This window comes from Providencia rettgeri (assembly GCF_013702265.1).
GTDB classification, from domain to species: domain Bacteria; phylum Pseudomonadota; class Gammaproteobacteria; order Enterobacterales; family Enterobacteriaceae; genus Providencia; species Providencia zhijiangensis.
In genome coordinates, this window is sequence record NZ_CP059348.1 from 3,454,316 (window position 1) to 3,478,992 (window position 24,677).

Genomic DNA, 24,677 nt, shown 5'->3' on the forward strand with positions numbered 1-24,677 from the left:
TTTTATCCCCTATCCATCCACTTTGTTTAACGCAAAATTAACAATTTCGGTTATTTATCATTGTTGAGTTAGTGGCTGCCAGATCATTCTCACACCGTGGGAATCTTTAAATTTAACATTAAAATCAATTCGTTAAATAAAATCAAAGAACGATTGAGAACAACTCTTTTTGCCCTGTTTGCTTAGTTGATAATTAAATATATATACATTTAATTCACAAAGTATATACATTGAAATTTGAATTTTTGTCGCTACAGTGGAGAAGGGAGATGGAGAAAAGTTAGACAACAATAACTAGGGTGCTGTTTCTACACAAAAACTTGTATATACATTTGATTTTCTATGCAGAAACAAGCAAATAACAAAAATGGGAGAAGCCTCACATTAAGCTGAACGCCGTTACAGGCGATACACGCGTTTCATACTTAACCTTGTGCATTAATCGCCACCAAAGAAAACACCCCATAAATATCCGATATATTTATGGAGTGTTTTTGTTCGATGCTTGTTAACTGACGATGCGGTTAAGTTATTCGCCTAGCTAAGTTATCCACCTAAATAGGCGCTGCGCACCGCTTCATTCGCCAGTAAGGCTTTACCGGTGTCTTCCAAAACAATATGCCCATTTTCTAACACATACCCGCGATCAGCCAGTTTCAGTGCTTGGTTAGCATTTTGCTCCACCAAAAAGATGGTCATTCCCTCTTCCCGTAGCTGCAAAATGGTGTCAAAAATTTGCATAATGATAATTGGCGCCAGCCCCAATGAAGGTTCATCCAACAGCAACAATTCCGGCTGGCTCATTAGCGCCCGCCCAATGGCAAGCATCTGCTGCTCACCGCCGGACATGGTTCCTGAACGCTGGCTACGACGTTCATGCAACCTTGGAAATAACGAATAAACCCGTTCAATACGCTCGTGATATTGATGGCGATCCGCAAAAAAACCGCCCATTGCCAAGTTTTCCTCAACGGTCATACGAGAAAATACCCGCCGACCTTCCGGCACGAGTGCAATGTCTTTACGCATAATTTGCGGTGTCGGTAGCTGAGTAATATCCGCGCCGCGATAAAGTACCTGACCAGAGGATGCGCGAGGGTCTCCACATAATGTACTGAGTAACGTGGTTTTTCCTGCACCATTGGCGCCAATCAGCGTGACAATTTCCCCTTTTTGGATATTTAAGCTGACATCATGCAGCGCCTGAATTTTTCCGTAATGGGTGGAAACTTGTTTAAATTCCAGCATCAGTAAGCTTCTCCCAAATAGGCTTTGATCACATCAGGATGCTGGCGAATTTCGTTCGGTGTTCCATTCGCCAGAGGTGTTCCTTGGTTCACCACATAAATTCGGTCAGAAATGCCCATCACCAGTTTCATATCATGTTCTATCAATAAGATAGAGACATTATGATGGGTTCTCAGCTCCGCAATTAACTCATCTAGATCGTTAGTTTCCTTCGGGTTTAACCCTGCCGCTGGCTCATCCAGCATCAAAATTTCAGGTCGCGTCACCATACAACGGGCAATTTCTAGGCGACGCTGTTGACCATACGCCAGATTCCCCGCTTGGCGGTTAGCAAATTCAGAAAGATTGACCCGCTCTAGCCATTGCACCGCGTTATCTACCGCTTCGGCTTCTGCACGGCGAAATGCAGGCGTTTTCAGTAAGCCTGAGAAAATACCGCTTTTCAGATGTTGGTGCTGAGCCACTAATAAGTTTTCAATCACCGTCATTTCTTTGAATAAGCGAACATGCTGGAACGTACGGATCACCCCAAGGCGAGCAATGGCCTGACCCGGAAGCCCTTCAAGATGCTTATCCCGGTACAAAATTGTCCCGCTGGTTGGCTTATAAAACCCCGTTAGACAGTTAAATATGGTGGTCTTGCCTGCGCCATTAGGGCCAATCAATGAAACAATTTCCCCCTGATTCAAGGTCAGTTCGACATTGTTGACGGCTAGCAAGCCACCAAATCGCATGGTTAAGCCACTGACTTGCAGTAAAGGTGTTGCTGTGATCATGATCCGCCTCCCTGCACATTTTTCAGCTTCATTTGACGGCGCTGCATCGGCAATAAACCTTGTGGCCGCCAGATCATCATCAGCACCATCAACGCCCCTAGCAGCAACATGCTGTATTCATTCAGATCGCGCATCATCTCCCTTGATACCACCAAGATGATCGCGGCTAAAATCACCGACGTTTGCGATCCCATTCCACCAAGCACCACGATCGCCAGTACAAAGGCTGATTCAGCGAAAGTGAAGGATTCAGGGCTGATAAACCCTTGTCGTGCAGCAAATAACGCTCCTGCAAACCCTGCAAATGTTGCACTGATCGTAAAAGCGGTTAATTTAATACGCGTCGGGCTTAAGCCTAATGATCGACACGCAATTTCATCTTCACGTAGCGCTTCCCACGCGCGCCCTAATGGCATCCGTAACAAGCGGCTGATCACGATCAAGGTGATCACCACCAGCAAGAGCGCCACAAAATAGAGGAAAATGATCCGGTCGCCGGGGTTGTAATCTAAGCCGAAGAAGTTATGGAATGTATCCCAACCCTCTTTAGCGGTACGGCTAAACTCTAAGCCAAAGAAGGTCGGTTTTGGCAGCTGGCTGATCCCATTAGGGCCACCGGTGATCTCCGTATTATTTAATAATAAAATACGCACGATCTCCCCAAAACCAAGGGTGACGATCGCCAAATAGTCACCCCGCAACCTCAGCACAGGGAAACCTAATAAGAACCCTGCTAATGCCGCTGTTAAGCCGGCAATCGGTAAGCTTTCCCAGAAACCAAAATCATAATAATGATTGAGTAAGCCAAAGGTGTAAGCGCCGATAGCGTAGAAGCCCGCATAGCCGAGCACCAGTAATCCTGATAACCCAACTACGACATTTAAGCCCAGCCCCAGCATCACGTAGATCAGGGTTAATGTGGCAATATCGACGCTGCCACGAGAGACTAAAAATGGCCAGATAATCGCCCCAATAATAATCGCGATCCCGATAATTTTTTGTCTGAGCGAGCCGCCATCAAAATCCGGTAACGCCCACGATTTTTTGGGTACGCCTTGCCACACTTTGCTTAATGCAGGGCGAATTAATTGATACACAAAGATAATGGCGATGCCGACGAAGATCCAATTCCAACGAACGTCTCCCCCAGACTCCACTATCAGCTTAGTCCCATCGAGGCCTAATTTTAGCCCCATCATAAACACGGCTAAAATAAAGAAGGTGACGGAGGCAATAATGGCACTGATCCAGTTTTCTTTTCTCATACTTTTTCGACCTCCGGGCGACCCAGAATGCCAGTTGGCATGATCAACAGAACACCAATCAATAAACCAAATGAGACGACATCTTTATATTCCGTGCTTAAATACGCCGAGGTCATGGCTTCCGCAACACCGAGGATCAAGCCGCCCAGCATCGCACCGGGGATGCTACCAATTCCACCTAATACAGCTGCGGTGAAAGCTTTCATTCCCGCCATAAAGCCAATATACGGGTTAATTACGCCGTAGAATTGCCCTAATAACACGCCTGCAACCGCCGCCATCGTCGCACCGATCACGAAGGTCAAAGAGATCACGCGGTCAGTGTTGATACCCAGCAGACTTGCCATTTTTAAATCTTCCGCACACGCACGGCAGGCACGCCCCATACGGGAATAGCGGATAAACAGCGTTAATGCCAGCATCGCAAGGAAGGTCACAATCCAGATAGTCAGCTGCATTTTGGTGACAATGGCAGAGAAGCCATCACTTTCACCTAAGACCCACTGCCCAGTAATCAGGCTTGGCAACGCCAGATCGCGGGATCCTTGAGACAGACTGACGTAGTTTTGTAAGAAGATGGACATCCCGATCGCCGAGATCAGCGCAATCAGGCGCTTAGAGTGACGAACGGGACGGTAAGCAACGCGCTCGATACTCCAACCATAGGAGCTTGATACCACAATGGCCGCCACAAACGCCGCCGCAATGAGGATCCAGCCCACATCGATACCGAGCATCATTAAGCCCGCAATGACAATGAACGAAACGTAGCTACCAATCATATACACTTCGCCGTGGGCGAAGTTGATCATCCCGATGATGCCGTACACCATGGTATAGCCGATAGCGATCAGCGCGTAAGTGCTTCCTAACGTTAAGCCATTGAGGAATTGCTGAATAAAATACAGAATTTGGTCTGACATAAGATTATCCTTTCAAACTACTGTCCCTCTATGGAGAGCAGAAGCTGGAAGCCCGTTACCAAGCTTCCAGCTCATCACTGAATATCATTTCTCAATACAGATGAGAGTTACTCTTGTGCAGTAGAGGTTCCGTCTTTGTGCCATTCAAACACACCGAATTCGAAACCTTTCAGGTCACCATTTGGCTTCCAGCTTAATTGCCCCATAACGGTATCCACAGGGTTAGCTTTCAGATCTTTCGCCAGCACATCAGGTTCTGTGCTGCCTGTACGCTGCATCGCCGTGGTTAAGCCTTGAATTGCGGCGTAAGTTGTCCATACAAATGGTCCTGTTGGATCTTCTTTTTTCTTTTTAATCGCATCGACGATGGATTGGTTAGCTGGAAGTTGGTCATAACGTTTCGGTAATGTCACCAACATACCTTCTGAGGCGTCTCCCGCAATATTCGACAGTGAAGAGTTACCCACACCTTCAGGCCCCATAAAGCGAATGTTCAGACCAGATTGCTTCGCTTGGCGTAAGATTTGCCCCATTTCTGGGTAGTAGCCACCGAAATAGACAAAATCGACGTTCTCTTTTTTCAGTTTAGCGACCAGTGCAGAGAAATCTTTATCACCCGCAGTGACACCTTCAAACATGACTTCTTTCACACCCGCTTTGTTCAAGCTTTCACGTACTGAGCGAGCCAAACCTTCGCCGTATTGCTGCTTATCGTGGACGACAGCAATGCGCTTCGGTTTAATTTTTTCGATAATGTATTTCGCCGCTGTTGGGCCTTGGTCAGAATCCAAACCTGTTGTACGCATGATCAACTGGTAGCCACGGGTGGTTAAATCCGCATTGGTCGCCGCAGGAGTGATCATCAAAACGCCTTCGTCTTCATAAATATCTGAAGCCGGTTGAGTGGAGGAGGAGCAGAGGTGGCCAATAACATGTTTGATGCCATCGTTAATCACTTTGTTGGCGACCGCAACGGCTTGTTTTGGGTCACACGCATCGTCGTATTCAACGGCAACCAGTGTATCGCCGTTAATTCCACCCTTCGCATTAATATCCGCAATAGCTTGGCGAGCTCCCGTAAATTCCATATCACCATACTGAGCAACGGGGCCTGACATAGCGCCGACAACTGCGATTTTAATCTCTTTCGCCCATCCAGCTGGACTTAATGCCATTGCGATACAACCCGCTAATAATGCTTTATTAATATTCTTCATTCGTGCGTCCCCGCCATCAATATTGTGTATGATTGTGAGTGTTTGTGATTGATTTATAATCAATTATTATAGGTGACAGGTTCAATGCCTGATATTTCAAAATACGGCCAATAAGGCTATATATTTCAGACCATTAAACAAGATAATTATGCTAAATAGCAAATGAATGAGGCAGATATTTACATCAATTGCAGAATAAAAAGCTAATTATAAAACGTGTATTTTTTGTAAATGCTAGTGTTATATTCCGGTTAAATTTGGCTTAATCCGAGGGAAACTCGGAAAATTCATCAATACCAAATTTTTCTCTTTGAAATTAAAAAATCGGTTACAGATCACTCTGCTGTTAGAATAGCGTGCAACATGCACCATGAAATGGATCAAAACAACATGAGACTTACCATCATCCCTCTGGTCAATCCTACTGAGCAACAATACATCGACTTATCGAAGATCTGGCTAGACCAGAATCGAACACAACTCGAACAAAGCCTTGAGTCTGGTATACGTTTTTATGGGGCGCGTTTTAATGAGCGATTATTAGCGGCGGCTAAAGTGGTTATTTATCAACAACAAGGTACGATCTGTGATTTTAATGTCCGTGAAATCACTCGACGCCGCGGCGTTGGATCGTATCTTTTACAGGAAATTTGCCGTCAACAACCTGAAATTCGCCATTGGATCTTTGACTTGCAGGGCGTGAAACCGCAAAACAAAATTGCTTTGGAGAAATTTCTTGTCGCTTGTGGTTTTCAACCCACCGAAGAAACCCATCATTGGCAGCTAAACATCGAGCCATCAGTATGAAACTTAATAAAATTCATCACGTTGCTATTATTTGCTCCGACTTTGCTAAGAGTAAGCATTTTTACTGCCAGATCCTTGGATTACAGCTTCTCTCAGAATATTACCGTCCAGAGAATGACTCATGGAAAGCAGATTTAGCTTTTGGAGAGCATTATCAGATTGAGCTGTTTAGTTTCGCCAATCCGCCCAAAAGACTCAGTTACCCTGAAGCGACTGGATTACGTCATTTAGCGTTTGAGGTGGATAATATCGAGGAATGGATTGCCTATTTGGCACAAAATCAGGTGGTGTGTGAGGGGGTAAGAATCGACCCGTATACTCAGAAGCGTTTTACCTTCTTTACGGATCCAGATGGACTGCCTTTAGAACTTTATTCCCGTTAATTACTAGGGGAAAGGAATAAGTTATCTGCATCTATTTTCCAATCAAAGGAAATAAATGCAGATAACGTAGACGGGCAAGAAACATTACATCTCGTCGTCTTCATCTTCCATCGCAAGACGTAGCTTTTTCATGGCATTCTTTTCAAGCTGGCGAACACGCTCAGCGGAAACGCCATATTTGTCGGCCAGTTCTTGCAGCGTCGTTTTGTTGTCATCATCCAACCAACGAGCACGAATGATATCTTGGCTGCGCTCATCTAATGACGCTAATGCATCTGCTAAGCGGTCAGTCGCGTGGCTTTCCCAGTTATCATCTTCAATGGTATTAGCAAAATCAGAAGACTTATCTTGGAGAAAAAGCACCGGCGCAACAGGGCCACCGAAATCACCGCTATCATCGTCGTCAGACATATCAAATGCCATGTCTTGCGCCGCCATACGTGATTCCATTTCCAGCACATCTTTGGTGCTCACACCTAGCTCTTGCGCAACCATATCCACCTCTTCTTGGTTAAACCAACCAAGGCGTTTTTTATTCTTTCTTAAGTTGAAGAATAACTTACGCTGGGATTTTGTTGTTGCGACTTTAACGATACGCCAGTTACGTAAAACGTATTCATGAATTTCCGCTTTGATCCAATGCACTGCGAAAGACACCAAACGCACACCCACTTCAGGATTAAAGCGACGCACAGCCTTCATCAGGCCGATGTTGCCTTCCTGAATTAAGTCAGCTTGTGGTAAACCATAGCCTGCATAGCTACGCGCGATGTGAATAACAAAGCGCAAATGGGATAAAATCAGTTGCTTAGCAGCTTCGAGGTCACCATCGTAATGCAGCCTTTCTGCCAGTTCCTTTTCTTCCTCTGCGGTCAGCATCGGGTAAGCATTGGCAGCTCGCATATAAGCTTCAATACTTCCTTGTGGAACAAGCGCTAATGATTGCATGTCTTTGGTCATTAAGATCCTCTATGAATTGTACTGAAATGGGAGAGAGTCGATACAGACAAACCGTAGTCTATCAGCTTAGCCGCGTTAAATAAATTATATACAAGAATAGTTAACCGCAGGTCAATATCTGACACATAATTAGAAAAGAAGTTCGCAGAAATTTATTTTTCCCATCAGTGCCAATAAGTTAGCACCGATGGGAACAACTAAATTATTCTGGTCTGAAATGGCGTAAATGTTGTAATGTTGCCAGCCATGCCGCTACCCAGCCCACAATTGCAGACATTAAAATAATCAACAGAGCCTCTTCCCACAGTAGCCCTTCAATGTGGAATTGCGTACCAAATACGCTGGCTACTTGTGCGACTAAATCGGACAGCTGCCACACCAGTAAGAATGTCATAATGAGGGCGATCACCGCACCCAAGGCACCTAACACAACTCCGCCATTTAAGAACGGTCGCATGATAAAGCCATCGGTAGCCCCAATCAGTTTCATCACATTGATGGTATCGCGACGGGCAAAGATATTTAGCCGCACACTATTACCAATCACTAAGAACAATGAAACAATCATCAAAATGCCAATCACCGATGCCACTTGCCCCACCAACCGCGTTAATGCCGCTAGGCGTGAGAACCAGCTATCATCCATTCGAACTTCTTCAATGCCGTTAACTTGACTGACACGGTCGCGCAGTGTGGCTAAGGCATTCGAACCTTCAAAATCCAGTTTCGGGGTGATAATTGCCACTGCTGGTAGTGGATTCTCTTCTAGCATATCTAATGCGGTACTAAAGCCAGACCAGCTACGGAATTCCGATATCGCTTGATCGCGAGATAAGTAATTCACATGAGCAACGCCATCAAGGGCTTCAAGCTGGGTCACCACATTTTGTCCCCCTTGTTCATCGAGAGACTTATCCAGATAGACCGTCAACTGAGGCGTCGGATACCACTGTTCAGCCGCTTGAGAAACATTCTTCCAAACGATATAACACAGACTTGGCAGCGCTAATGAAATGGCAATGACCATCACGGTTAAAAAGGTTGCCAGCGGTTGACGTAGCATATCAGCCAGCGCATTTAACCAAGAGTAGCGCCACTGCTCACGCCAGCCACCTTTGAGTGCTTTGCTTTTTGATTGCATGGCACGTTCTGGCTTCGCTTTGCGGACATTCTTAGCCATGTTGACCTCCAAGCATCCGACCTTCGCTTAAGGTCAATACACGCAAATTACGGCGTTCAATCAACGCAATATCGTGGGTTGCCATTAATACGGTCACACCCACGCGGTTAAACTCTTCAAATAAACGCATAATGCCTTCAGATAACTCATTATCAAGGTTACCTGTCGGCTCATCCGCGAGAAGCATCGTTGGCTTATTCACCACTGCGCGTGCGATTCCCACGCGCTGCTGTTCACCACCAGACAGTTGGATTGGGAAGTTTCTCGCTTTATCCAACAAACCGACTTTATCCAATGCTGCGCTCACGCGTCGGCGAATATCTTCGCTACTTGCACCAGAAATAATCAGCGGCATCGCCACGTTGTCATAAACTGTGCGGTCAAATAACAGATGGTGATCTTGGAAAATCATGCCGATCTGTCTGCGCAGAAAAGGGATCTCTCTGTCTTTTAGTCGGCTGATATCGTGACCATTAAACAGAATATGACCCGCACTTGGGCGCTCAATACCACAAATCAGTTTAAGTAATGTACTTTTACCTGCGCCTGAGTGACCCGTTAAAAATGCCATTTCCCCAGGGCGTAGATGGAAATCTACCCCTTGGAGCGCTTGGCGGCCACCGCGATAAGCTTTACTCACATGTTCAAAGCGGATCATCGAAAATTATTCCTCTCGGGCAAATAGAGCCTCGATAAAGTCATCGGCTTTAAATGGGCGTAAATCTTCAATACCTTCACCAATCCCGATATAACGAATTGGAATACCGAATTGATCAGCGATTGAGAAGATTACGCCACCTTTTGCTGTACCATCGAGTTTTGTCAGTGTAATACCGGTTAAACCTACGGCGTCATTGAAAATTTTAGCCTGACTAACCGCATTTTGTCCGGTGCTCGCATCGAGGGTCAACATAATTTCATGAGGGGCTGACTCATCAAGCTTCTTCATCACGCGGACAATTTTCTTCAATTCTTCCATTAAGTGCGCTTTATTTTGTAAGCGCCCTGCGGTATCGGCGATCAACACATCGACACCTTTTGCTTGAGCAGATTGAATCGCATCAAAAATCACGGAAGCAGGATCCGCACCAGTATGCTGAGCGACAACTGAAATATTGTTACGATCGCCCCACACTTGCAGTTGTTCAACTGCCGCGGCACGGAATGTATCACCCGCCGCCAGCATGACGGACTTACCTTCTGATTGATACTGACGTGCTAATTTACCAATCGTGGTAGTTTTACCTACACCGTTAACACCAACCATCAGAATAACATAAGGTTTTTTACCTTCGATCTCTAATGGTTTGTCTACGGTGGCTAAAATATCAGACATTTCTTCACGCAGCTTGCCGTACAACGCTTCGGCATCTTTTAGCTCTTTACGGGAAGCGTGCTGCGTTAAGTTATCAATGATTTTACGGGTAGTTTCAACACCGACATCCGCAATTAATAACTGCTCTTCTAGCTCTTCAAAAAGGTCGTCATCGATTTTTTTGCCCTTGAATAGACCAAGGAAACCCGAACCTAAATTTTGACGAGTTTTTAATAAGCCTTTCTTCAGTCGGCTGAAAAAGCCTTCTTTTTTCGGTTTTTCCTGCTCAACTGGCTGAGTTTTCGCAGCATCTTCTTCCGCTTGCTTTTGCGCTTCTTCCTCGGCTAAACGTGCCGCTTCGGCCTCTTCCTCTGCAATACGAGCTGCTTCTGCCTCTTGGCGTTCGCGTTCGGCTTTTTCTTCGGCTTCTTTGATAGCAGCAAGTTCAGCTTGGCGCTGACGCTCCGCTTCTTCTTCCGCCAAGCGAGCTGCTTCTGCCTCTTGGCGTTCGCGTTCGGCTTTTTCTTCGGCTTCTTTGATAGCAGCGAGTTCAGCTTGGCGCTGACGCTCCGCTTCTTCTTCCGCTAAGCGAGCTGCTTCTGCCTCTTGGCGTTCGCGTTCGGCTTTTTCTTCGGCTTCTTTGATAGCAGCAAGTTCAGCTTGGCGCTGACGCTCCGCTTCTTCTTCCGCTAAGCGAGCCGCTTCCGCCTCTTGGCGTTCGCGTTCGGCTTTCTCTTCCGCTTCTTTGATAGCAGCGAGTTCAGCTTGGCGTTGGCGCTCCGCTTCTTCTTCCGCTAAGCGAGTGATTTCCGCCTCTTGACGCTCGCGATCAGCTTGCTCTTGCGCTAGACGAGCGGCTTCCGCTGCTTGGTATTCACCTTCCGCTTTTTCTTCTGCGGCTTTGATAACAGCTAACTCAGCTTGATGCTGGCGTTCCGCTTCTTCTTCGGCAGCTTTAATCGCAGCCTGCTCGATTTGATGTTGGCGCTCCGCGGCTTCTTCAGCTTGGCGTAAAGCCTGCGCTTCTAACGCTTCTCTCGCCGCTTTTTCTTCTGCTATACGCTTTTCTTCTGCCGCTTGGCGCGCTTGCTCTGCATTTTCTGCCGCAATGCGCATCGCCTCTAATTGTGCTTTATGCTGGCGTTCTGCTTCTTCCGCGGCAGCCGTGATCGCATCTTGTTCTGCTTGATATTGGCGCTCCGCTTCATCTTCAGCCGCTTTAATTGCATCAAGCTCTGCCTGATGTTGACGCTCAGCTTCTGCTGTAGCGGCATCCTGTTGCTCTGTATCATGAACAACATCATTTTTCAGTTCGACATCCGATTGCTGGGTTTCTTCTTCATTCTTACGACCAAATCCCAACCATGAGAAAAAGCCTTTTTTCTTATCTTTAGCCATCAGCCACTACACTCCTCGCGGTAAAAACATGGCGTTTAAAAATTAAATCGCAATAAAATTACATGCAGTCTATCATTTCATCGCGCAGCAACACATATCTGAAAGAAAAATCCTGACAATTTATTCTTATTTTTCTGTTAAAACCGTGAAACCGAAGCGCTACAATAGTCCCCAATAATTTATACATTCCTCAATGAACTAAGCAACTATACATATTATGGCAAAAAAACCACAAACAGCCTCCCTGGGGCAAATTCGTGTCATTGGTGGTAAGTGGCGTGGGCGAAAACTGCCTGTACGCGATAGTGAGGGCTTACGTCCCACCACTGATCGCATCAAAGAAACGCTCTTTAACTGGCTCATGCCAGTGATCCGTGATGCTCGCTGTCTTGATTGCTTCGCAGGTAGCGGCGCTTTAGGTTTTGAAGCCTTATCTCGCTTTGCCGAGCACGTCACGTTTATTGAACTTGATAAACAAAATGCCAAGCTTCTTAGTGAGAACAAAGTTCGCTTAGACGCTGATAATGCGACCGTTATTAATAACAGCAGCCTCACCGTTCTCAGCCAAGTAGGAACGCCTTGTGATGTGGTGTTTATCGACCCACCTTTTCGTAAAGGGCTACTTGGAGAAACCATCACGCTACTGGAAAAAAATCAGTGGTTAGCTGATGAAAGTTGGATTTATGTAGAGTCAGAAGCGGAGTTACCACTTACTGACATTCCCGCAAACTGGCAGCTACACCGTGAAAAGGTCGCTGGCCAAGTTGCGTATCGTCTGTTTATTCGTCAATCTGTTAATTCATCAAGTATGCAGGGAGAAAAAGATGCTGATTAATATCGGACGTCTGCTCATGATTTGTGTTTGGGGCTTTATGATCTTTAATATTGTGCATCCATTTCCTAAGCCATTGAAATATTTCATGGATGTTGCAATGGTATTTATGATTTTCATGCACGCATTGCAGACTATCTTCCTGAAAGCCAGCTTACCAAAAGATCAAAAGCTAACAGGGCTCCAGCAGACAAAAATTTTCTTTTTTGGCGTGTTTGAAATGCTTGCCATGCATAAGAAAACAAAAGCGGCTATTGAAGCCGCTAAAAAGAAATAATCGTTTATTCAGAGGGTTCGAAGCGAATAAATCGCGTACCTTGTAGGGTTAGCTTACCTTTAGCGCCCAACTCAACACCTTGGTACTGCTCTTCGCTGACGATCACTTTAATCGTTTCTCCTGAAGCTTGAGTCTGAAAATAAAGTTCATAGCGAAAAGTTTCAGGAGATACCACATCGCGTTCCCGGGAACGCATATTTGGATAAGGGTAATCCTTTTTCTCTTTAACGAGCACTAACTGACTGACAGGCAATGAATTATCATTAATTTCATTCTGTTTCTTTTGGTCAAAAAAACGCTTAGTGGCTAACACGGCGATAATCGCGAGAACAATAATTAAGAGAATTGGCTTATTCATAATTTATATATTTAGCTTAGAATTATCATAAGTATATACCCTCTATCGCTCAAATTGCAGATAAACGCCATACAATTTATGCGAGACGCGGTATAGTTCATTTATATTTAATCGCTCTTGGTGATTTCTCTTTTCCAGAAACTCTTAAGGATATGTGTATGATTAGTTGGCCATTCCTCGCTGTTTTATTTTCTGGCTGGCTGTACGTTGATGCAGCCTATCGTGGTCCTGAGTGGCAACGTTGGTTATTCCGCCCTATTACTTTGCTTCTTCTACTAATCTGGGGATGGAGTTCTGACGACTTAAATGCGCAAACCTACCTGATTTTAGGCGGTTTAGTGCTTTCCTTAGTTGCCGACCTTTCGAGAATGTTTTCTAGTGAGCACTTGCTTACTTCTTTAGGGCTGATGTTCTTAAGTTATCTGGTCTACACCATTAGCTTTGGAATGCAATTCAACTTTGGTCTGTATCTGCCTTGGCTCATCGTCCCTATCGCTATCGCAGCCGTCACCTTGGTGCTGATTTGGGGAAAACTGGAAAGCCAACAGCCTGTTGTTTTCGCCTCTATTATTATGAGCATGATTATGATGTGGGTGGCAGGAGACCAATACTTTGGCTTAGGTCGAGAATTTAATTTCTCGATTATGGTGGGCGCTTCTATGCTGTTTTTATCTCACTGCATCTGGCTAATTGCCCATTTCCGTTTCCCATTCAAAGCCTCGAAAGCAGTCGTAGCCGCATTCTACTTCCTCGGCCAGTTCTTTATTGTTCGCGCCATTTATTTATAATCCCCCGCCAATTGATAAAACGTGCTATTTGAAAATTTTATCAATTGGCTTCCCCTTTTTCGTTTGACTCTAGAGTCTACTCCAAAGTGTAGACTTAACCTTAATTAGAGAACATGGTTAAAAACGCATCTAGAAAAAGGGGGCGCTTATGCACTCACACTCTCATAAAGATACCCATGCACACAGCACGTCTTGCTGCTCAGGAAACACTTGCTCATCCGCAGCTGTAGAGACTAGCAAAGCTGTGAGCCATGACGCATCATCCCATGAACATCATCATGGCGATGACAAAAATCATGCTCATGATGATGACGATGAAAAATCCCATCAACATGGTAACTGCTGTAGCTCAGCATCCGCTGCAAATGATGATGTAGAGCCTACCCAAACTGCTAAACAGCGCTTTAGCTGGATTGTACGTGGAATGGACTGCCCAAGCTGCGCGGCTAAAATCGAAAACGCGATTTCCCAAATTCGCGAAGTCGCTCAAGCCAAAGTCCTCTTTGCCACTGAAAAACTCGTCGTGGACGCTGACAAAGACGTCACTGCTGTCGTTCGTTCAACGGTCGAAGCTGCGGGTTACGAGCTCCATGATGTAGGAAGCGCGAGTGCAGCATCAGCACCGCCACCAAGTTTACTGAGTGAAGCAAAACCCGTCATTATTTTAGCGATCCTCATGGCAATCAGCTGGGGATTGGAGTTTGTTAACCCACAACTGGGTAACATGGCGTTTATCCTAACCACGTTATTTGGGTTATACCCTATCGCGCGTAAATCATTACGTTTGATCCGTACTGGTACGCCATTTGCGATTGAAACCTTGATGACCGTTGCTGCTGTAGGGGCAATTTTCATCCAAGCAACAGAAGAGGCCGCCATGGTTATCTTACTGTTTATGCTGGGTGAAATGCTTGAGTCCTACTCTGCGGGACGCGCTCGCCGAGGTGTTAGCGCACTCATGGCTTTAGTGCCTGAAGATGCCGTACTTATCAAGGATGGACAAAAAACGTCGGTTCCTGTCGCACAGTTACGCCCTGGTGACATCATTGAAATTGCACCTGGCGGCCGATTACCAACCGATGCGGTTCTGGTTGCAGGGTTTGCGAGTTTTGATGAAAGCGCATTAACCGGTGAATCCGTTCCTGTAGAACGCAGTGCTGGGGAAAAAGTGGCTGCGGGCTGTTTGTCCGTCGACAAAGCAGTACAAATGGAAGTGGTATCAGAGCAAGGCCAAAATGCTATCGACCGTATCTTGCAACTGATTGAAGAAGCCGAAGAGCGTCGTGCGCCGATTGAGCGATTCATCGACCGTTTCAGCCGCATCTATACCCCAATTATCATGCTGATTTCAGCTTTGGTGATAGTGATCCCGCCAATGTTCTTCGGCGCAGCATGGGACACTTGGATTTACCGCGGTCTGACTTTGTTATTAATTGGTTGCCCTTGTGCGCTGGTTATCTCAACCCCTGCGGCAATTACCTCGGCACTGGCAACGGCGACTCGACGTGGCGCTTTAATTAAAGGCGGTGCAGCATTAGAACAGTTGGGTACAGTCACCACGATTGCACTGGATAAAACGGGCACCCTGACAGAAGGTAAACCGCACGTCACCGATGTTGTTCCTGTTGAAGGTCTGGGTGAAAGCGAATTAATTCGTATCACCGCCTCGGTTGAAGTTGGCTCTCACCATCCACTGGCTAAAGCTATCGTCAACAAAGCTGAAGAATTATCTATCACTGTTGAGGAAGCGTTAGAGCGTAAAGCACTAGCGGGTAAAGGGGTCGAAGGTTCTTTTAACGGTAAGCAAGTGTTAGTTAGTGCGCCATCAAGGGTTGAACCACCATTAAGCAGCCAGTGGCAAGCAAAAGTGGAAGAGTTAGAAGCACAAGGTAAAACGGTTGTCGTCACGTTAGAAGATGGACAAGTTATCGGCTTAACCGCTCTGCAAGATACCTTACGTAGCGATGCCGCTGATGCGATGGCGATGTTGAAATCACTGAATGTTAATGCCGTGATGCTAACAGGGGATAACCCGCGTGCCGCCAGCGCCATTGCAAATCAGTTGGGTATGGAGTTCCGTGCTGGATTATTGCCAGAAGATAAAGTGACCGCCGTGATGGAGCTTAATCGCGACCACAACACTATGATGGTGGGTGACGGTATTAATGATGCCCCAGCTATGAAAGCGTCAAGTATTGGTGTCGCAATGGGTGGCGGTACTGACGTTGCTTTAGAAACTGCGGATGCCGCTTTAACTCATAACCGTTTGACTGGATTACCTGAAATCGTGGCATTATCCAGAGCCACACGGAAGATCATCCGCGAGAACATCACTATCGCCTTGGGCTTAAAAGCGGTTTTCTTAGTCACCAGTCTATTAGGTATTACAGGTTTATGGGTGGCGGTATTAGCAGATTCTGGTGCTACCGCATTAGTCACCGCCAACGCGGTTCGCTTACTGCGCGTTAAGCTACCCGAAGTCAAAAAATAGCCTTCTGTTAGTTTGATATATCAACGCCGTAATGATCATCATTACGGCGTTTTTTTATGCGTGGAAAATTTAAAATCATCAATTACAGCAAAGAGTTATATTAACCATTCACCGCCTGAATTTAGGACTAACTTTTCTCCCGCACACAGAAATATTGGGTAATATCTCGGTCATCGACAACATTTGCTGAGCGTGGATATGGCTAATAATGCAAGTTCAATACCTCATGATGCCGCCTTTAAAGGCTTTATGACAAAGCAGGGTAATGCCCGAGATTTCTTTGAGCTTCATTTACCTGAGCAAATTAAACGCTTGTGCGATTTCGATACGCTTACCCTCATTAATTCAGCCTTTATTGATAGCAAACTGAGAACTCGGTTTTCCGATGTGCTCTATTCTGTACAAACAAAAATGGGAGATAGCTATATCTATTTGTTAGTCGAGCATCAGTCGACACCTGACAAGTTGATGGGTTGGCGTTTAATGCACTACGCATTTATGGCGATGAATCAACATCTACAGCAAGGGCATAAAACCTTACCGCTCGTTGTTCCCATTCTGTTTTATCACGGGGAAACATCCCCCTATCCTTATGAAGGTACATGGACACAATGCTTGCCCCACGCTGAAATAGCTCATGATCTATATAGCAGCCCTTTCCCGTTGGTGGACATCACCGTAGTTGAGGATACCGAAATAGTTAGTCACCGCAAAATCGCTGTGATGGAACTCGCAATGAAACACAAAAAACTACGAAATGACCACCAGAGAGTCACTGAGCACTTCGTTCAAATATTAAACAGCCACTATAATGACAAAGATGATGTGGTCACTATCTTGAATTACTTATTTATCATCATGGATTCACCTTATTACACCCATATCGTTAAGACGTTAGTCGATCAAGCCGAAAACCATCGAGGAGCTATTATGAATATTGCACAACGGTTAAAAAATGAAGGTAAAGTTGAGGGAAGAGTTGAGGGAAAGGAAGAAACCCTACAAGAAATTGCTTTAAAAAGTTTACAACTAGGTTTAAAAATCGACATTATTAGCAAACTCACTGGGTTATCAGACAGTGAAATTCAAGCGCTTAACTAAATCGTCCATCAACAATAGCCTCCTGCGAAGCAAAAAGGCTATCTATCATCAATGCCGCTGGCTAGGTATTACAAGCCGCTGGATTTTTTGCGCAATAAATAACGATACGGCGCATTCTCCACTTCAATCGCCAGCAGCTCGTGCTCCATAAAACGGCAAAAACCGGGAATATCGCGGGTGGTGGCAGGGTCATCTGCAATAATTAACAAAGTATCACCGTCCGCCATATTGCGAACGGTTTTACGTACCAGCATCACAGGTTCTGGGCAGCGCAGCCCTAGCGTATCAAGGGTTTTCGTTGGATTAGAAAATAAGTCAGACATAACACCACATTCTCTTGGTCATCAATGCGCTTATTGTAAAGCCACGCGCAGTGGATGAACAGTTTTGATTTTGTTGCGCAACGAGAGTATGATGCGCTCTTCCCAATTTAGGGATGTTATTCATGGGTTCCCTCACCCCATTGCGACTAAAAAGGTACAATATGTTTACGTTTACTCCGCAGCAAAAAGCCACTGCGTTAATTTGGCTATCGTTATTTCATATTTTAATTATTACATCCAGCAACTACTTGGTGCAGTTACCCATTAATATTTTTGGGTTTCATACTACCTGGGGTGCGTTTACCTTTCCCTTTATTTTCCTTGCTACGGACTTAACAGTTCGCATCTATGGTGCGCCATTAGCTCGTCGAATTATCACTGCGGTCATGCTACCGGCATTATTAATTTCGTATGTAATTTCTGCTCTGTTCTTCCAAGGAGAATGGCAAGGTTTTGCGGCTATCATGACATTTAACCTGCTTGTTGCGCGTATCGCGGCGGCAAGTTTTATGGCATATGTCCTCGGTCAAATCTTGGATGTCAGCGTGTTTAACCGCCTGCGCCAAAACAAACGTTGGTTTGTGGCTCCCGCCTGCGCCATGTTTTTTGGTAACTTGATTGATACCATCGCGTTCTTCTTTATCGCGTTTTATCAAAGCAGCGACCCGTTTATGGCAGCGAATTGGATGGAAATCGCCCTTGTTGATTACGTCTTCAAGTTATTAATTTGTATGTTGTTCTTCTTGCCAGCTTACGGTTTATTACTGAACTTTATTTTGAAGACTTTCTTCGCTACCGCCAGCAAGAAACAATTATCCCCACAGCACTGAGATAAAAAAGGGAGATAAGCCATCACTTATCTCCCAAAGGGTTAACTTGATTAATACCTAACGACTTTTCACATTGCTCAACACAACCATTGATTATTCGAGTGCGCGAGCTAGCAGCGAAATTGGGTGTTCACATTTCTTACTGGTGGACATTTCAATTTGCCATTTACAGGTTTCACAGTCGGTGATCACCATATCCGCGCCACTCTCTTCAATTTGACGGAACAGCCCAGCTCCAATACCTTGGGAAACTTCGTAGTTCTCTTTTTTGAACCCGTAAGTTCCTGCGATACCGCAGCATTGTGAATCTAAGACAATCAGTTCAACACCCGGTACGCGCTTGATCAGTTCAAGGGTGTAGGATGTCCAACCCATTTTTTCCATATGGCACGGCGTGTGATAAGCCACTTTTAATGGAGTGTGCTTCAGTTTCAGTTCGCGCCCTTCTTCCAGCAGACGATAAATATAGCGGGTCGCTAATTCAATGTTATCACGCATCTCAGAGGTATCAACATCCAGCACATGGGTATACTCATCACGAATGGTAAATGTACAAGTCGATGAGGTCGCCACGACGGGAATATGTTTCTCCAGAATCGTCTCTTGGAGTGATTCCAAATTCACATTCGCTTGGCGTTTCGCTTGCTTCATAAATCCGTTTGCGATCAGTGCCACACCACAACATTTTTCACGTTTTAACAGCTGAACACCAATATTCATACCATTGAAAACTTTGATTAAATCTTTACCCAGTTGCGGATGGTTATAGTTCACATAGCAGCCATGGAAGAATGCCACTTGCTCTTCAAACTTCGCCTGCTCTGCGGCTTGTTTACCGTACCAACGACGGAAAGTCCCGAATGAATATTTCGGCAGCTCACGACGATGGTCAATTTTCAGGGCTTTATCCAGAATTTGGCGAACGGGTTTTAAACCCGTAATAGTATTGACTACAGGGGCAAATGGGGTCGATAAGGAGCCCATGATATCTGTATGGCTTAAAATCGCATCACGCAGTTTCGGTTTCTGCTGGCTATAGGTATTACGAGCGCGGGCGATAATATCCCCAATCTTCACATCAGACGGGCACGCCACTTCACAACGCTTACAGTTAGTACAGAATTTCAATGCATCATCGTACATCATCGGATCTTTTAAGCGTAAACGCTCACCATCAGGACCCGCTTGTTTTGGCCCTGGATACAGTGGGTTCGCCTTTGCCACTGGGCAATAGGTGGTACAAACAGTACATTTTATACAGCTTTCAAAGCTTGCATCTTGAATACTCATTGTGCCACCTCCGCCTGCATGGCTTGATCTTTAGCAAATTCATTCACGATTTCATTCGCAGCATATAAGCCCGTGACCAGCGAAACCCCTGCACCGCAGCCTTGAGTTAGTGGATCAAACCCGCTTAAGACCGCACCTGCGATATACAGGTTTTCGATGGTTTCACCGTGTTTTTTACCGCGTAAATTTCCGTCGGTTTGTACACCAAACGCCATGTATGGCTGAGATGCGAAGAACTCTTTGTTCGTCCATTTGGCGCGGTCGCCGATTTCGCCTAAATCCAAATTCATCAAAGGTTCATACACTTGGTCAAATTTCGCGACCAAGCCGTTATTAAAGAAACTTCCCGTCGCCAACACAAAATGTTTAGCTTTCAATGAAATATTGCCGTGATTACGGGTTTGCACAGATTCAATACGTGACCCCACGAAATTGACGGAAGTGACTTTATCACCCGGCATCATGATCCCGCCTTGACGGCGGAACTGGCGTAATAGCATTTCATGAAGGCGAATACCTAATAAAGATGGCGGTAATGTTGGCAGTAAAAATAGCGGCTTACCTAAGCGTTTCTGCAACTCTAACATTGGCTCTTCACTGTCAAGACCAATACACGCAGGCATAAACACCGCATCCGCATTAGCAACTAACGGTGCAATTTCTTCCACAATTTGCGCCATATTTTCAGGTCTATCTAACCAGCGCGCTACGTTAATCGCTCGGAACTCGCTTGGGTTTTCTCTTAAGCGGTCAAGTAACGGTAAGTGGACATAGCACGCCTCAGCTTCTAATCCTTGGCGATCCAACTCATCCGCCACCATTTGCGGTTGAAAATCGAGGAAACCTTCAATGCCCACAACGGCAATTTTGCCTAATTCCATCGGTTGATGGAGCGCAGTTGTTGGTACCGACTCTGGGCTAAGCCATGTCATTCGCTTATGACCTAACGGCGTAATACGGTAATGGTTTTCTTCGCAAGAACCTTTTAGATGTAGCCCTGCTTGCTGTAGTGTAGTCTGTGCCAATTTAGCCAGCTCAGCGACTTTTTCTGTCCCAATCAAACTGTACGGATGACTCGGTGCTTGTTGTTTTAGCGCTTCCAACATGGACAGCGGTTGCTCAACTTGAGTGCCATCAGGAAGATGCGTTAATAAATCCAATGAGCCCGACGAGAAATGCAGTGCGTTCTGCCCTGCACTCACGATGGCACAAGAAAGTCCTGATTGAGTCAGACGAATTCCACAGATAAGACCGGCAAGGCCTCCGCCCATCACTACTGCATCATATTTCATTCTCTGCCTCCTTCTGAGCAGGCTGGCTCAATGTACTTTCATTCATGCCACATAATCCGTGATACACCCAACTGGTAAACTCGCTTTCACGCAAAGCATCCCCCCAAGCAATCGGTCTCACCCCTTTCCAACGCTCATTTAAGAAGTGCCCCAGTTGCTGCTCGGTTTCATGTGGTGTAGTGACGTTAAAACGATTGAGTAATCCCGCCGCGCGGCAAGCACAAAGTTCACCTTGGCACGTCCCCATACCCACACGGGTACGACGGCGTAAATCAAGCAAGTTATTGACGGTTAAAGATTCCACTGCATAACGAACCTCACCCGCCGTCACCGCTTCACACTCACACACTAAGCTTTTATCTAAACGATTAGCGCTGAGGATCGCAGACGCCCTATCACCATGACGATAAACCGCCGAACCGCGAATAGGTGCAGGGATAGAAACCACATTGCGCAGCGCTTCTTCTGCACTGTGTTGAGAACCTGGCAGTGGTGCTTCAGCAGTTGTACATGGGGTCGTAACACCCAATTTTTCACAAACTTTATTGGTCGCCCATTCTGCCATTAAGCGATAAGTCATTAACTTACCGCCCGTAATGGTAATGAAACCATCTAAACCATCGCGTTTTGCGTGGTCGAGTAACACGATACCGCGGCTTACGTTACGACCAGAAGGGTCATCATCACTCGCCACTAATGGGCGAACACCTGCATACGCGCGTAAGATGCGCGTTGTCGCTAATGCTGGTGACAACATAGAACCTTCGCGGATCAAAATATCCACTTCTTCTGGTGTCACATACATATTATCGATTTGGTCATATTCGATATGCGTTGACGTAGTACCAATCAAAGAAATGGTATCCCCCGGAACCAGAATGTCCGCATCTGCCGGTTTACGGCAACGGTTGATCACCATATTGTTAAGACGGTGACCTAAAATAAGTAATGCCCCTTTCGCTGGGAACATTTTGATTTTCAGATCGGCGTATTCGGCAATTTTCTGTCCCCAAATTCCGCCAGCATTCACCACGATTTGCGCATGAATATCATATTGGCGTTTAGCTTGATGGTCATAAACCGTCACGCCGCGAACTTTATCCCCTTGGCGGATCAAGCCAATCACTTCATGGTAAGTCAGCACTTTAGCGCCATGTTCGCGCGCATCGAGCATATTGGCAGCGGTTAAGCGGAATGGATCAACAGTACCATCAGGCACGCGAACCGCACCAATTAAACGCGGGTTAACTGAAGGTTCTAAGCGAATAGCTTCTGCGGGATCAATCGCTTGAGCATCAATGCCAGCGGATTGGCAAGCGGTGATAAATTGCTGCTGATATTCGAGGCTATCTTCAGGTAGGGTAATAAAGAGTCCATCGGTTTTTTCAACACAATGATGGGCAATACGCTTAAGAATTTTGTTTTCTTCTATACACTCTCTTGCCGATTCACTATCTGTCACAGCATAACGAGCACCACTGTGTAGCAAGCCATGGTTACGCCCTGTTGCACCTGTCGCAATATCATGCCGTTCTAGCAAAACTGCTTTTAATCCACGGCGAGCGCAGTCACGAGCGACACCTGCACCTGTTGCGCCACCACCGATAATGATGACATCCGTTTCAGTCACAGATGAGCCATTCATGTCGCATTCCTCACGTTAATCAATCTTCACTATTCGATAAGTATAGTTTCTATTTTTATAGTCTATAGTTAATATAAGCTCAAAAAAGCGCTCAATGTTTGATAAGGAACAAAAACGAAAGTCAAAAGTACAAATTAGGTACATCAAAGCGCGGAAGCGTGATAACCCTCACAAAATAATTCACAATTTTAGTTCCATTCCATTCACAAATCGCATTAACTATGCAGCCAGATAAACAAAATCAATAATTGTGCGTTAGATTACAGATAAAATGTTTTTTAACGATTAAGATTTAGCGCAATTAGAAAATAAAAGCGCTTAAAGAAACTCGATTGTTTTCGTTTTTGTTACTTCTCCCATAATAAACGCTCAACAACTTCACAACATATGTGAAATGAAGAGCATATAACTACTGACATGCCATCGGAGGCTTTATGTTACGCATGTTTAAACCCGCCGCTCATATCGAGAGGCTGCCAGCGGATAAAATAGACCCCGTCTATCGTAAATTACGTTGGCAGATTTTCCTGGGGATTTTCTTCGGTTACGCAGCATACTACTTAGTTAGAAAGAACTTCGCCCTTGCAATGCCTTATCTTGTTGAACAAGGTTTCTCTAAAGGTGACCTTGGTTTCGCATTATCTGGGATTTCAATCGCCTATGGTTTCTCCAAATTTATCATGGGCTCATTTTCCGACCGTGCTAACCCTCGGTACTTCTTACCGGCAGGTTTGATCCTCGCTTCACTTGTCATGATATTCATGGGCTTCGTGCCATGGGCAACGTCTAGCATCATGGTTATGTTCGTGTTGTTATTCTTATGTGGTTGGTTCCAAGGTATGGGTTGGCCTCCTTGCGGACGTACCATGGTTCACTGGTGGTCACAAAAAGAACGTGGCGGTATCGTCTCCGTTTGGAACTGTGCGCATAACGTCGGCGGTGGTCTGCCTCCATTACTGTTCCTGTTAGGTATGGCATGGTTTAACGACTGGAAAGCTGCGCTATATATGCCAGCATTCGCGGCTATTTTAGTGGCAATGATTGCCTTCGCATTAATGCGTGATACCCCGCAATCTTGTGGTCTGCCACCAATTGAAGAGTACAAAAACGACTATCCAACAGACTATAAAGCCTCTGATGAAGAAGAATTAACCGCTAAAGCTATCTTCATGAAGTATGTATTCCCTAACAAACTTCTGTGGATGATTGCTATCGCTAACGTGTTCGTATACTTACTACGTTACGGTGTTCTGGACTGGTCACCAACTTACCTGCGCGAAGTTAAACACTTCACAATGGATAAATCTTCATGGGCTTACTTCCTGTATGAATATGCGGGTATTCCAGGAACGCTGCTGTGCGGTTGGATGTCGGATAAAGTCTTCCGTGGTAACCGTGGCGCGACAGGCGTGTTCTTCATGACCTTAGTGACCATTGCAACTATCGTCTTCTGGATGAACCCAGCGGGTAACCCAGGCGTTGATATGGCATGTATGTTGATTATCGGTTTCTTAATCTATGGCCCTGTCATGCTGATTGGTCTACACGCTCTTGAGCTTGCACCTAAGAAAGCAGCGGGTACCGCCGCAGGCTTCACCGGTTTATTCGGTTATCTTGGTGGTTCTGTTGCCGCAAGTGCTATCGTCGGTTATACCGTTGACTACTTCGGTTGGAACGGCGGTTTTGCTGTGATGATCGGTGGTTCCGCACTGGCCGTTGTTTTACTGTTCATCGTTATGCTGAGCGAAAGTAAACATAAACGTGAACTTGCTAAAAACCAATAAGCGACCGCTTATGTTGAGTTGATTAGCTAGATTGATGGGTTATATCAAGAAAAGGATATAACCCATTTTTTTACCCAAAATTTGTTATCGGCACTATTTTATATCTGCAAAAGTATTTATCTATAAATTTATCTACCTATAAAACTGTTTACCTACAAGCTTTTTACTTACAAATTTTTTTCTTACAAACAATG

General features: G+C 45.5%; 23 protein-coding genes. 9 read left to right on the top strand and 14 right to left on the bottom strand.

Annotated features, from left to right (window positions below):
* Positions 1-546: 546 nt before the first annotated feature.
* The 5 genes from livF to H0913_RS15885 all read right to left on the bottom strand — a co-directional run bounded on the left by livF (position 547) and on the right by H0913_RS15885 (position 5,429).
* Positions 547-1,248 carry a high-affinity branched-chain amino acid ABC transporter ATP-binding protein LivF gene (livF, locus tag H0913_RS15865; protein WP_154638812.1) on the bottom strand — a complete coding sequence of 234 codons (702 nt, stop codon included), beginning with the start codon at positions 1,246-1,248 and terminating at the stop codon, positions 547-549.
* Positions 1,248-2,024, bottom strand: coding sequence for a high-affinity branched-chain amino acid ABC transporter ATP-binding protein LivG (gene livG, locus H0913_RS15870; protein WP_154638813.1), 777 nt, complete (start codon positions 2,022-2,024; stop codon positions 1,248-1,250). Before livG ends, livF begins: the two co-directional genes overlap by 1 nt.
* Positions 2,021-3,289 carry a high-affinity branched-chain amino acid ABC transporter permease LivM gene (locus H0913_RS15875; protein WP_154603488.1) on the bottom strand — a complete coding sequence of 423 codons (1,269 nt, stop codon included), beginning with the start codon at positions 3,287-3,289 and terminating at the stop codon, positions 2,021-2,023. The genes livG and H0913_RS15875 overlap by 4 nt, the downstream gene beginning before the upstream one ends.
* A complete protein-coding gene (gene livH, locus H0913_RS15880) occupies positions 3,286-4,212 on the bottom strand; it encodes a high-affinity branched-chain amino acid ABC transporter permease LivH (protein ID WP_036956017.1) in 927 nt (308 codons plus the stop codon). The genes H0913_RS15875 and livH overlap by 4 nt, the downstream gene beginning before the upstream one ends.
* A gap of 107 nt (positions 4,213-4,319) precedes the next feature.
* Complete coding sequence (locus tag H0913_RS15885; protein ID WP_132496626.1) at positions 4,320-5,429, bottom strand: branched-chain amino acid ABC transporter substrate-binding protein; 1,110 nt, start codon at positions 5,427-5,429, stop codon at positions 4,320-4,322.
* A 390-nt stretch (positions 5,430-5,819) separates the two neighbouring features.
* On the opposite strand from H0913_RS15885, the gene panM reads away from it, so the two are divergent.
* Together panM and H0913_RS15895 are read left to right on the top strand one after the other, a co-directional pair.
* On the top strand, positions 5,820-6,236 hold the full coding sequence (gene panM, locus H0913_RS15890) for an aspartate 1-decarboxylase autocleavage activator PanM (RefSeq protein ID WP_154603489.1): 417 nt from the start codon (positions 5,820-5,822) through the stop codon (positions 6,234-6,236).
* On the top strand, positions 6,233-6,619 hold the full coding sequence (locus H0913_RS15895) for a VOC family protein (RefSeq protein ID WP_154603490.1): 387 nt from the start codon (positions 6,233-6,235) through the stop codon (positions 6,617-6,619). The genes panM and H0913_RS15895 overlap by 4 nt, the downstream gene beginning before the upstream one ends.
* A gap of 84 nt (positions 6,620-6,703) precedes the next feature.
* Here H0913_RS15895 and rpoH read toward each other — a convergent pair whose 3' ends face one another.
* The 4 genes from rpoH to ftsY form a co-directional block, all read right to left on the bottom strand.
* Complete coding sequence (rpoH, locus tag H0913_RS15900) at positions 6,704-7,579, bottom strand: RNA polymerase sigma factor RpoH (protein ID WP_108478418.1); 876 nt, start codon at positions 7,577-7,579, stop codon at positions 6,704-6,706.
* Between the two features lie 202 nt (positions 7,580-7,781).
* On the bottom strand, positions 7,782-8,759 hold the full coding sequence (gene ftsX / locus H0913_RS15905) for a permease-like cell division protein FtsX (protein WP_132496629.1): 978 nt from the start codon (positions 8,757-8,759) through the stop codon (positions 7,782-7,784).
* Entirely contained in the window at positions 8,752-9,417 is a 666-nt protein-coding gene (gene ftsE, locus H0913_RS15910) for a cell division ATP-binding protein FtsE (protein WP_036956008.1), read from the bottom strand. The genes ftsX and ftsE overlap by 8 nt, the downstream gene beginning before the upstream one ends.
* A 6-nt stretch (positions 9,418-9,423) precedes the next feature.
* The gene (ftsY, locus tag H0913_RS15915; protein WP_181477583.1) at positions 9,424-11,472 is read right to left on the bottom strand and encodes a signal recognition particle-docking protein FtsY; all 2,049 of its coding nucleotides are present in this window, start codon (positions 11,470-11,472) and stop codon (positions 9,424-9,426) included.
* Positions 11,473-11,689: 217 nt separating this feature from the next.
* Between ftsY and rsmD the strand changes: the two genes are divergently transcribed.
* Positions 11,690-12,307: a 16S rRNA (guanine(966)-N(2))-methyltransferase gene (gene rsmD, locus H0913_RS15920; protein ID WP_154603492.1), complete on the top strand. Its 618-nt coding sequence runs from the start codon at positions 11,690-11,692 to the stop codon at positions 12,305-12,307.
* Entirely contained in the window at positions 12,297-12,581 is a 285-nt protein-coding gene (locus tag H0913_RS15925) for a DUF1145 family protein (RefSeq protein WP_036956002.1), read from the top strand. Before rsmD ends, H0913_RS15925 begins: the two co-directional genes overlap by 11 nt.
* A gap of 4 nt (positions 12,582-12,585) precedes the next feature.
* Here the strand turns inward: H0913_RS15925 and H0913_RS15930 are convergent, their stop codons facing one another.
* Positions 12,586-12,939 (bottom strand): DUF2500 family protein, encoded by a 354-nt coding sequence (locus H0913_RS15930; protein WP_036956001.1) that lies wholly within the window; start codon positions 12,937-12,939, stop codon positions 12,586-12,588.
* Positions 12,940-13,097: 158 nt separating this feature from the next.
* Here H0913_RS15930 and H0913_RS15935 point away from each other — a divergent pair, with 158 nt between their 5' ends.
* The 3 genes from H0913_RS15935 (at position 13,098) to H0913_RS15945 (ending at position 17,319) form a co-directional block, all read left to right on the top strand.
* Positions 13,098-13,727, top strand: coding sequence for a lysoplasmalogenase (locus H0913_RS15935; RefSeq protein ID WP_181477584.1), 630 nt, complete (start codon positions 13,098-13,100; stop codon positions 13,725-13,727).
* A gap of 148 nt (positions 13,728-13,875) precedes the next feature.
* Positions 13,876-16,218 (top strand): zinc/cadmium/mercury/lead-transporting ATPase, encoded by a 2,343-nt coding sequence (locus H0913_RS15940; RefSeq protein WP_181477585.1) that lies wholly within the window; start codon positions 13,876-13,878, stop codon positions 16,216-16,218.
* A 198-nt stretch (positions 16,219-16,416) separates the two neighbouring features.
* Positions 16,417-17,319: an Rpn family recombination-promoting nuclease/putative transposase gene (locus H0913_RS15945; protein WP_154603495.1), complete on the top strand. Its 903-nt coding sequence runs from the start codon at positions 16,417-16,419 to the stop codon at positions 17,317-17,319.
* Positions 17,320-17,387: 68 nt separating this feature from the next.
* On the opposite strand, the gene tusA is transcribed toward H0913_RS15945, so the two are convergent.
* Entirely contained in the window at positions 17,388-17,642 is a 255-nt protein-coding gene (gene tusA, locus H0913_RS15950; protein ID WP_154603496.1) for a sulfurtransferase TusA, read from the bottom strand.
* A gap of 161 nt (positions 17,643-17,803) precedes the next feature.
* On the opposite strand from tusA, the gene H0913_RS15955 reads away from it, so the two are divergent.
* Positions 17,804-18,472 (top strand): 7-cyano-7-deazaguanine/7-aminomethyl-7-deazaguanine transporter, encoded by a 669-nt coding sequence (locus tag H0913_RS15955; RefSeq protein ID WP_181477586.1) that lies wholly within the window; start codon positions 17,804-17,806, stop codon positions 18,470-18,472.
* A gap of 93 nt (positions 18,473-18,565) precedes the next feature.
* Here H0913_RS15955 and glpC read toward each other — a convergent pair whose 3' ends face one another.
* From glpC to glpA, 3 genes are read right to left on the bottom strand one after another with little or no spacing between them, the layout of a single operon-like run.
* Complete coding sequence (gene glpC / locus H0913_RS15960) at positions 18,566-19,762, bottom strand: anaerobic glycerol-3-phosphate dehydrogenase subunit GlpC (RefSeq protein ID WP_006659019.1); 1,197 nt, start codon at positions 19,760-19,762, stop codon at positions 18,566-18,568.
* On the bottom strand, positions 19,759-21,054 hold the full coding sequence (gene glpB / locus H0913_RS15965) for a glycerol-3-phosphate dehydrogenase subunit GlpB (RefSeq protein WP_181477587.1): 1,296 nt from the start codon (positions 21,052-21,054) through the stop codon (positions 19,759-19,761). The genes glpC and glpB overlap by 4 nt, the downstream gene beginning before the upstream one ends.
* Positions 21,044-22,699, bottom strand: a complete 1,656-nt coding sequence (gene glpA / locus H0913_RS15970) for an anaerobic glycerol-3-phosphate dehydrogenase subunit A (RefSeq protein WP_181477588.1) — start codon at positions 22,697-22,699, stop codon at positions 21,044-21,046. Before glpA ends, glpB begins: the two co-directional genes overlap by 11 nt.
* A 434-nt stretch (positions 22,700-23,133) precedes the next feature.
* Between glpA and glpT the strand changes: the two genes are divergently transcribed.
* Complete coding sequence (gene glpT, locus H0913_RS15975; protein ID WP_006662870.1) at positions 23,134-24,483, top strand: glycerol-3-phosphate transporter; 1,350 nt, start codon at positions 23,134-23,136, stop codon at positions 24,481-24,483.
* The last annotated feature ends 194 nt before the right edge of the window (positions 24,484-24,677 follow it).

What these genes read in the sequence shown, in the direction of transcription:
- livF (WP_154638812.1), bottom strand. Translation starts at nt 1,248, where the DNA reads ATGCTGGAATTTAAACAAGTTTCCACCCATTACGGAAAAATTCAGGCG.
- livG (WP_154638813.1), bottom strand. Translation starts at nt 2,024, where the DNA reads ATGATCACAGCAACACCTTTACTGCAAGTCAGTGGCTTAACCATGCGA.
- H0913_RS15875 (WP_154603488.1), bottom strand. Translation starts at nt 3,289, where the DNA reads ATGAGAAAAGAAAACTGGATCAGTGCCATTATTGCCTCCGTCACCTTC.
- livH (WP_036956017.1), bottom strand. Translation starts at nt 4,212, where the DNA reads ATGTCAGACCAAATTCTGTATTTTATTCAGCAATTCCTCAATGGCTTA.
- H0913_RS15885 (WP_132496626.1), bottom strand. Translation starts at nt 5,429, where the DNA reads ATGAAGAATATTAATAAAGCATTATTAGCGGGTTGTATCGCAATGGCA.
- panM (WP_154603489.1), top strand. Translation starts at nt 5,820, where the DNA reads ATGAGACTTACCATCATCCCTCTGGTCAATCCTACTGAGCAACAATAC.
- H0913_RS15895 (WP_154603490.1), top strand. Translation starts at nt 6,233, where the DNA reads ATGAAACTTAATAAAATTCATCACGTTGCTATTATTTGCTCCGACTTT.
- rpoH (WP_108478418.1), bottom strand. Translation starts at nt 7,579, where the DNA reads ATGACCAAAGACATGCAATCATTAGCGCTTGTTCCACAAGGAAGTATT.
- ftsX (WP_132496629.1), bottom strand. Translation starts at nt 8,759, where the DNA reads ATGGCTAAGAATGTCCGCAAAGCGAAGCCAGAACGTGCCATGCAATCA.
- ftsE (WP_036956008.1), bottom strand. Translation starts at nt 9,417, where the DNA reads ATGATCCGCTTTGAACATGTGAGTAAAGCTTATCGCGGTGGCCGCCAA.
- ftsY (WP_181477583.1), bottom strand. Translation starts at nt 11,472, where the DNA reads ATGGCTAAAGATAAGAAAAAAGGCTTTTTCTCATGGTTGGGATTTGGT.
- rsmD (WP_154603492.1), top strand. Translation starts at nt 11,690, where the DNA reads ATGGCAAAAAAACCACAAACAGCCTCCCTGGGGCAAATTCGTGTCATT.
- H0913_RS15925 (WP_036956002.1), top strand. Translation starts at nt 12,297, where the DNA reads ATGCTGATTAATATCGGACGTCTGCTCATGATTTGTGTTTGGGGCTTT.
- H0913_RS15930 (WP_036956001.1), bottom strand. Translation starts at nt 12,939, where the DNA reads ATGAATAAGCCAATTCTCTTAATTATTGTTCTCGCGATTATCGCCGTG.
- H0913_RS15935 (WP_181477584.1), top strand. Translation starts at nt 13,098, where the DNA reads ATGATTAGTTGGCCATTCCTCGCTGTTTTATTTTCTGGCTGGCTGTAC.
- H0913_RS15940 (WP_181477585.1), top strand. Translation starts at nt 13,876, where the DNA reads ATGCACTCACACTCTCATAAAGATACCCATGCACACAGCACGTCTTGC.
- H0913_RS15945 (WP_154603495.1), top strand. Translation starts at nt 16,417, where the DNA reads ATGGCTAATAATGCAAGTTCAATACCTCATGATGCCGCCTTTAAAGGC.
- tusA (WP_154603496.1), bottom strand. Translation starts at nt 17,642, where the DNA reads ATGTCTGACTTATTTTCTAATCCAACGAAAACCCTTGATACGCTAGGG.
- H0913_RS15955 (WP_181477586.1), top strand. Translation starts at nt 17,804, where the DNA reads ATGTTTACGTTTACTCCGCAGCAAAAAGCCACTGCGTTAATTTGGCTA.
- glpC (WP_006659019.1), bottom strand. Translation starts at nt 19,762, where the DNA reads ATGAGTATTCAAGATGCAAGCTTTGAAAGCTGTATAAAATGTACTGTT.
- glpB (WP_181477587.1), bottom strand. Translation starts at nt 21,054, where the DNA reads ATGAAATATGATGCAGTAGTGATGGGCGGAGGCCTTGCCGGTCTTATC.
- glpA (WP_181477588.1), bottom strand. Translation starts at nt 22,699, where the DNA reads ATGAATGGCTCATCTGTGACTGAAACGGATGTCATCATTATCGGTGGT.
- glpT (WP_006662870.1), top strand. Translation starts at nt 23,134, where the DNA reads ATGTTACGCATGTTTAAACCCGCCGCTCATATCGAGAGGCTGCCAGCG.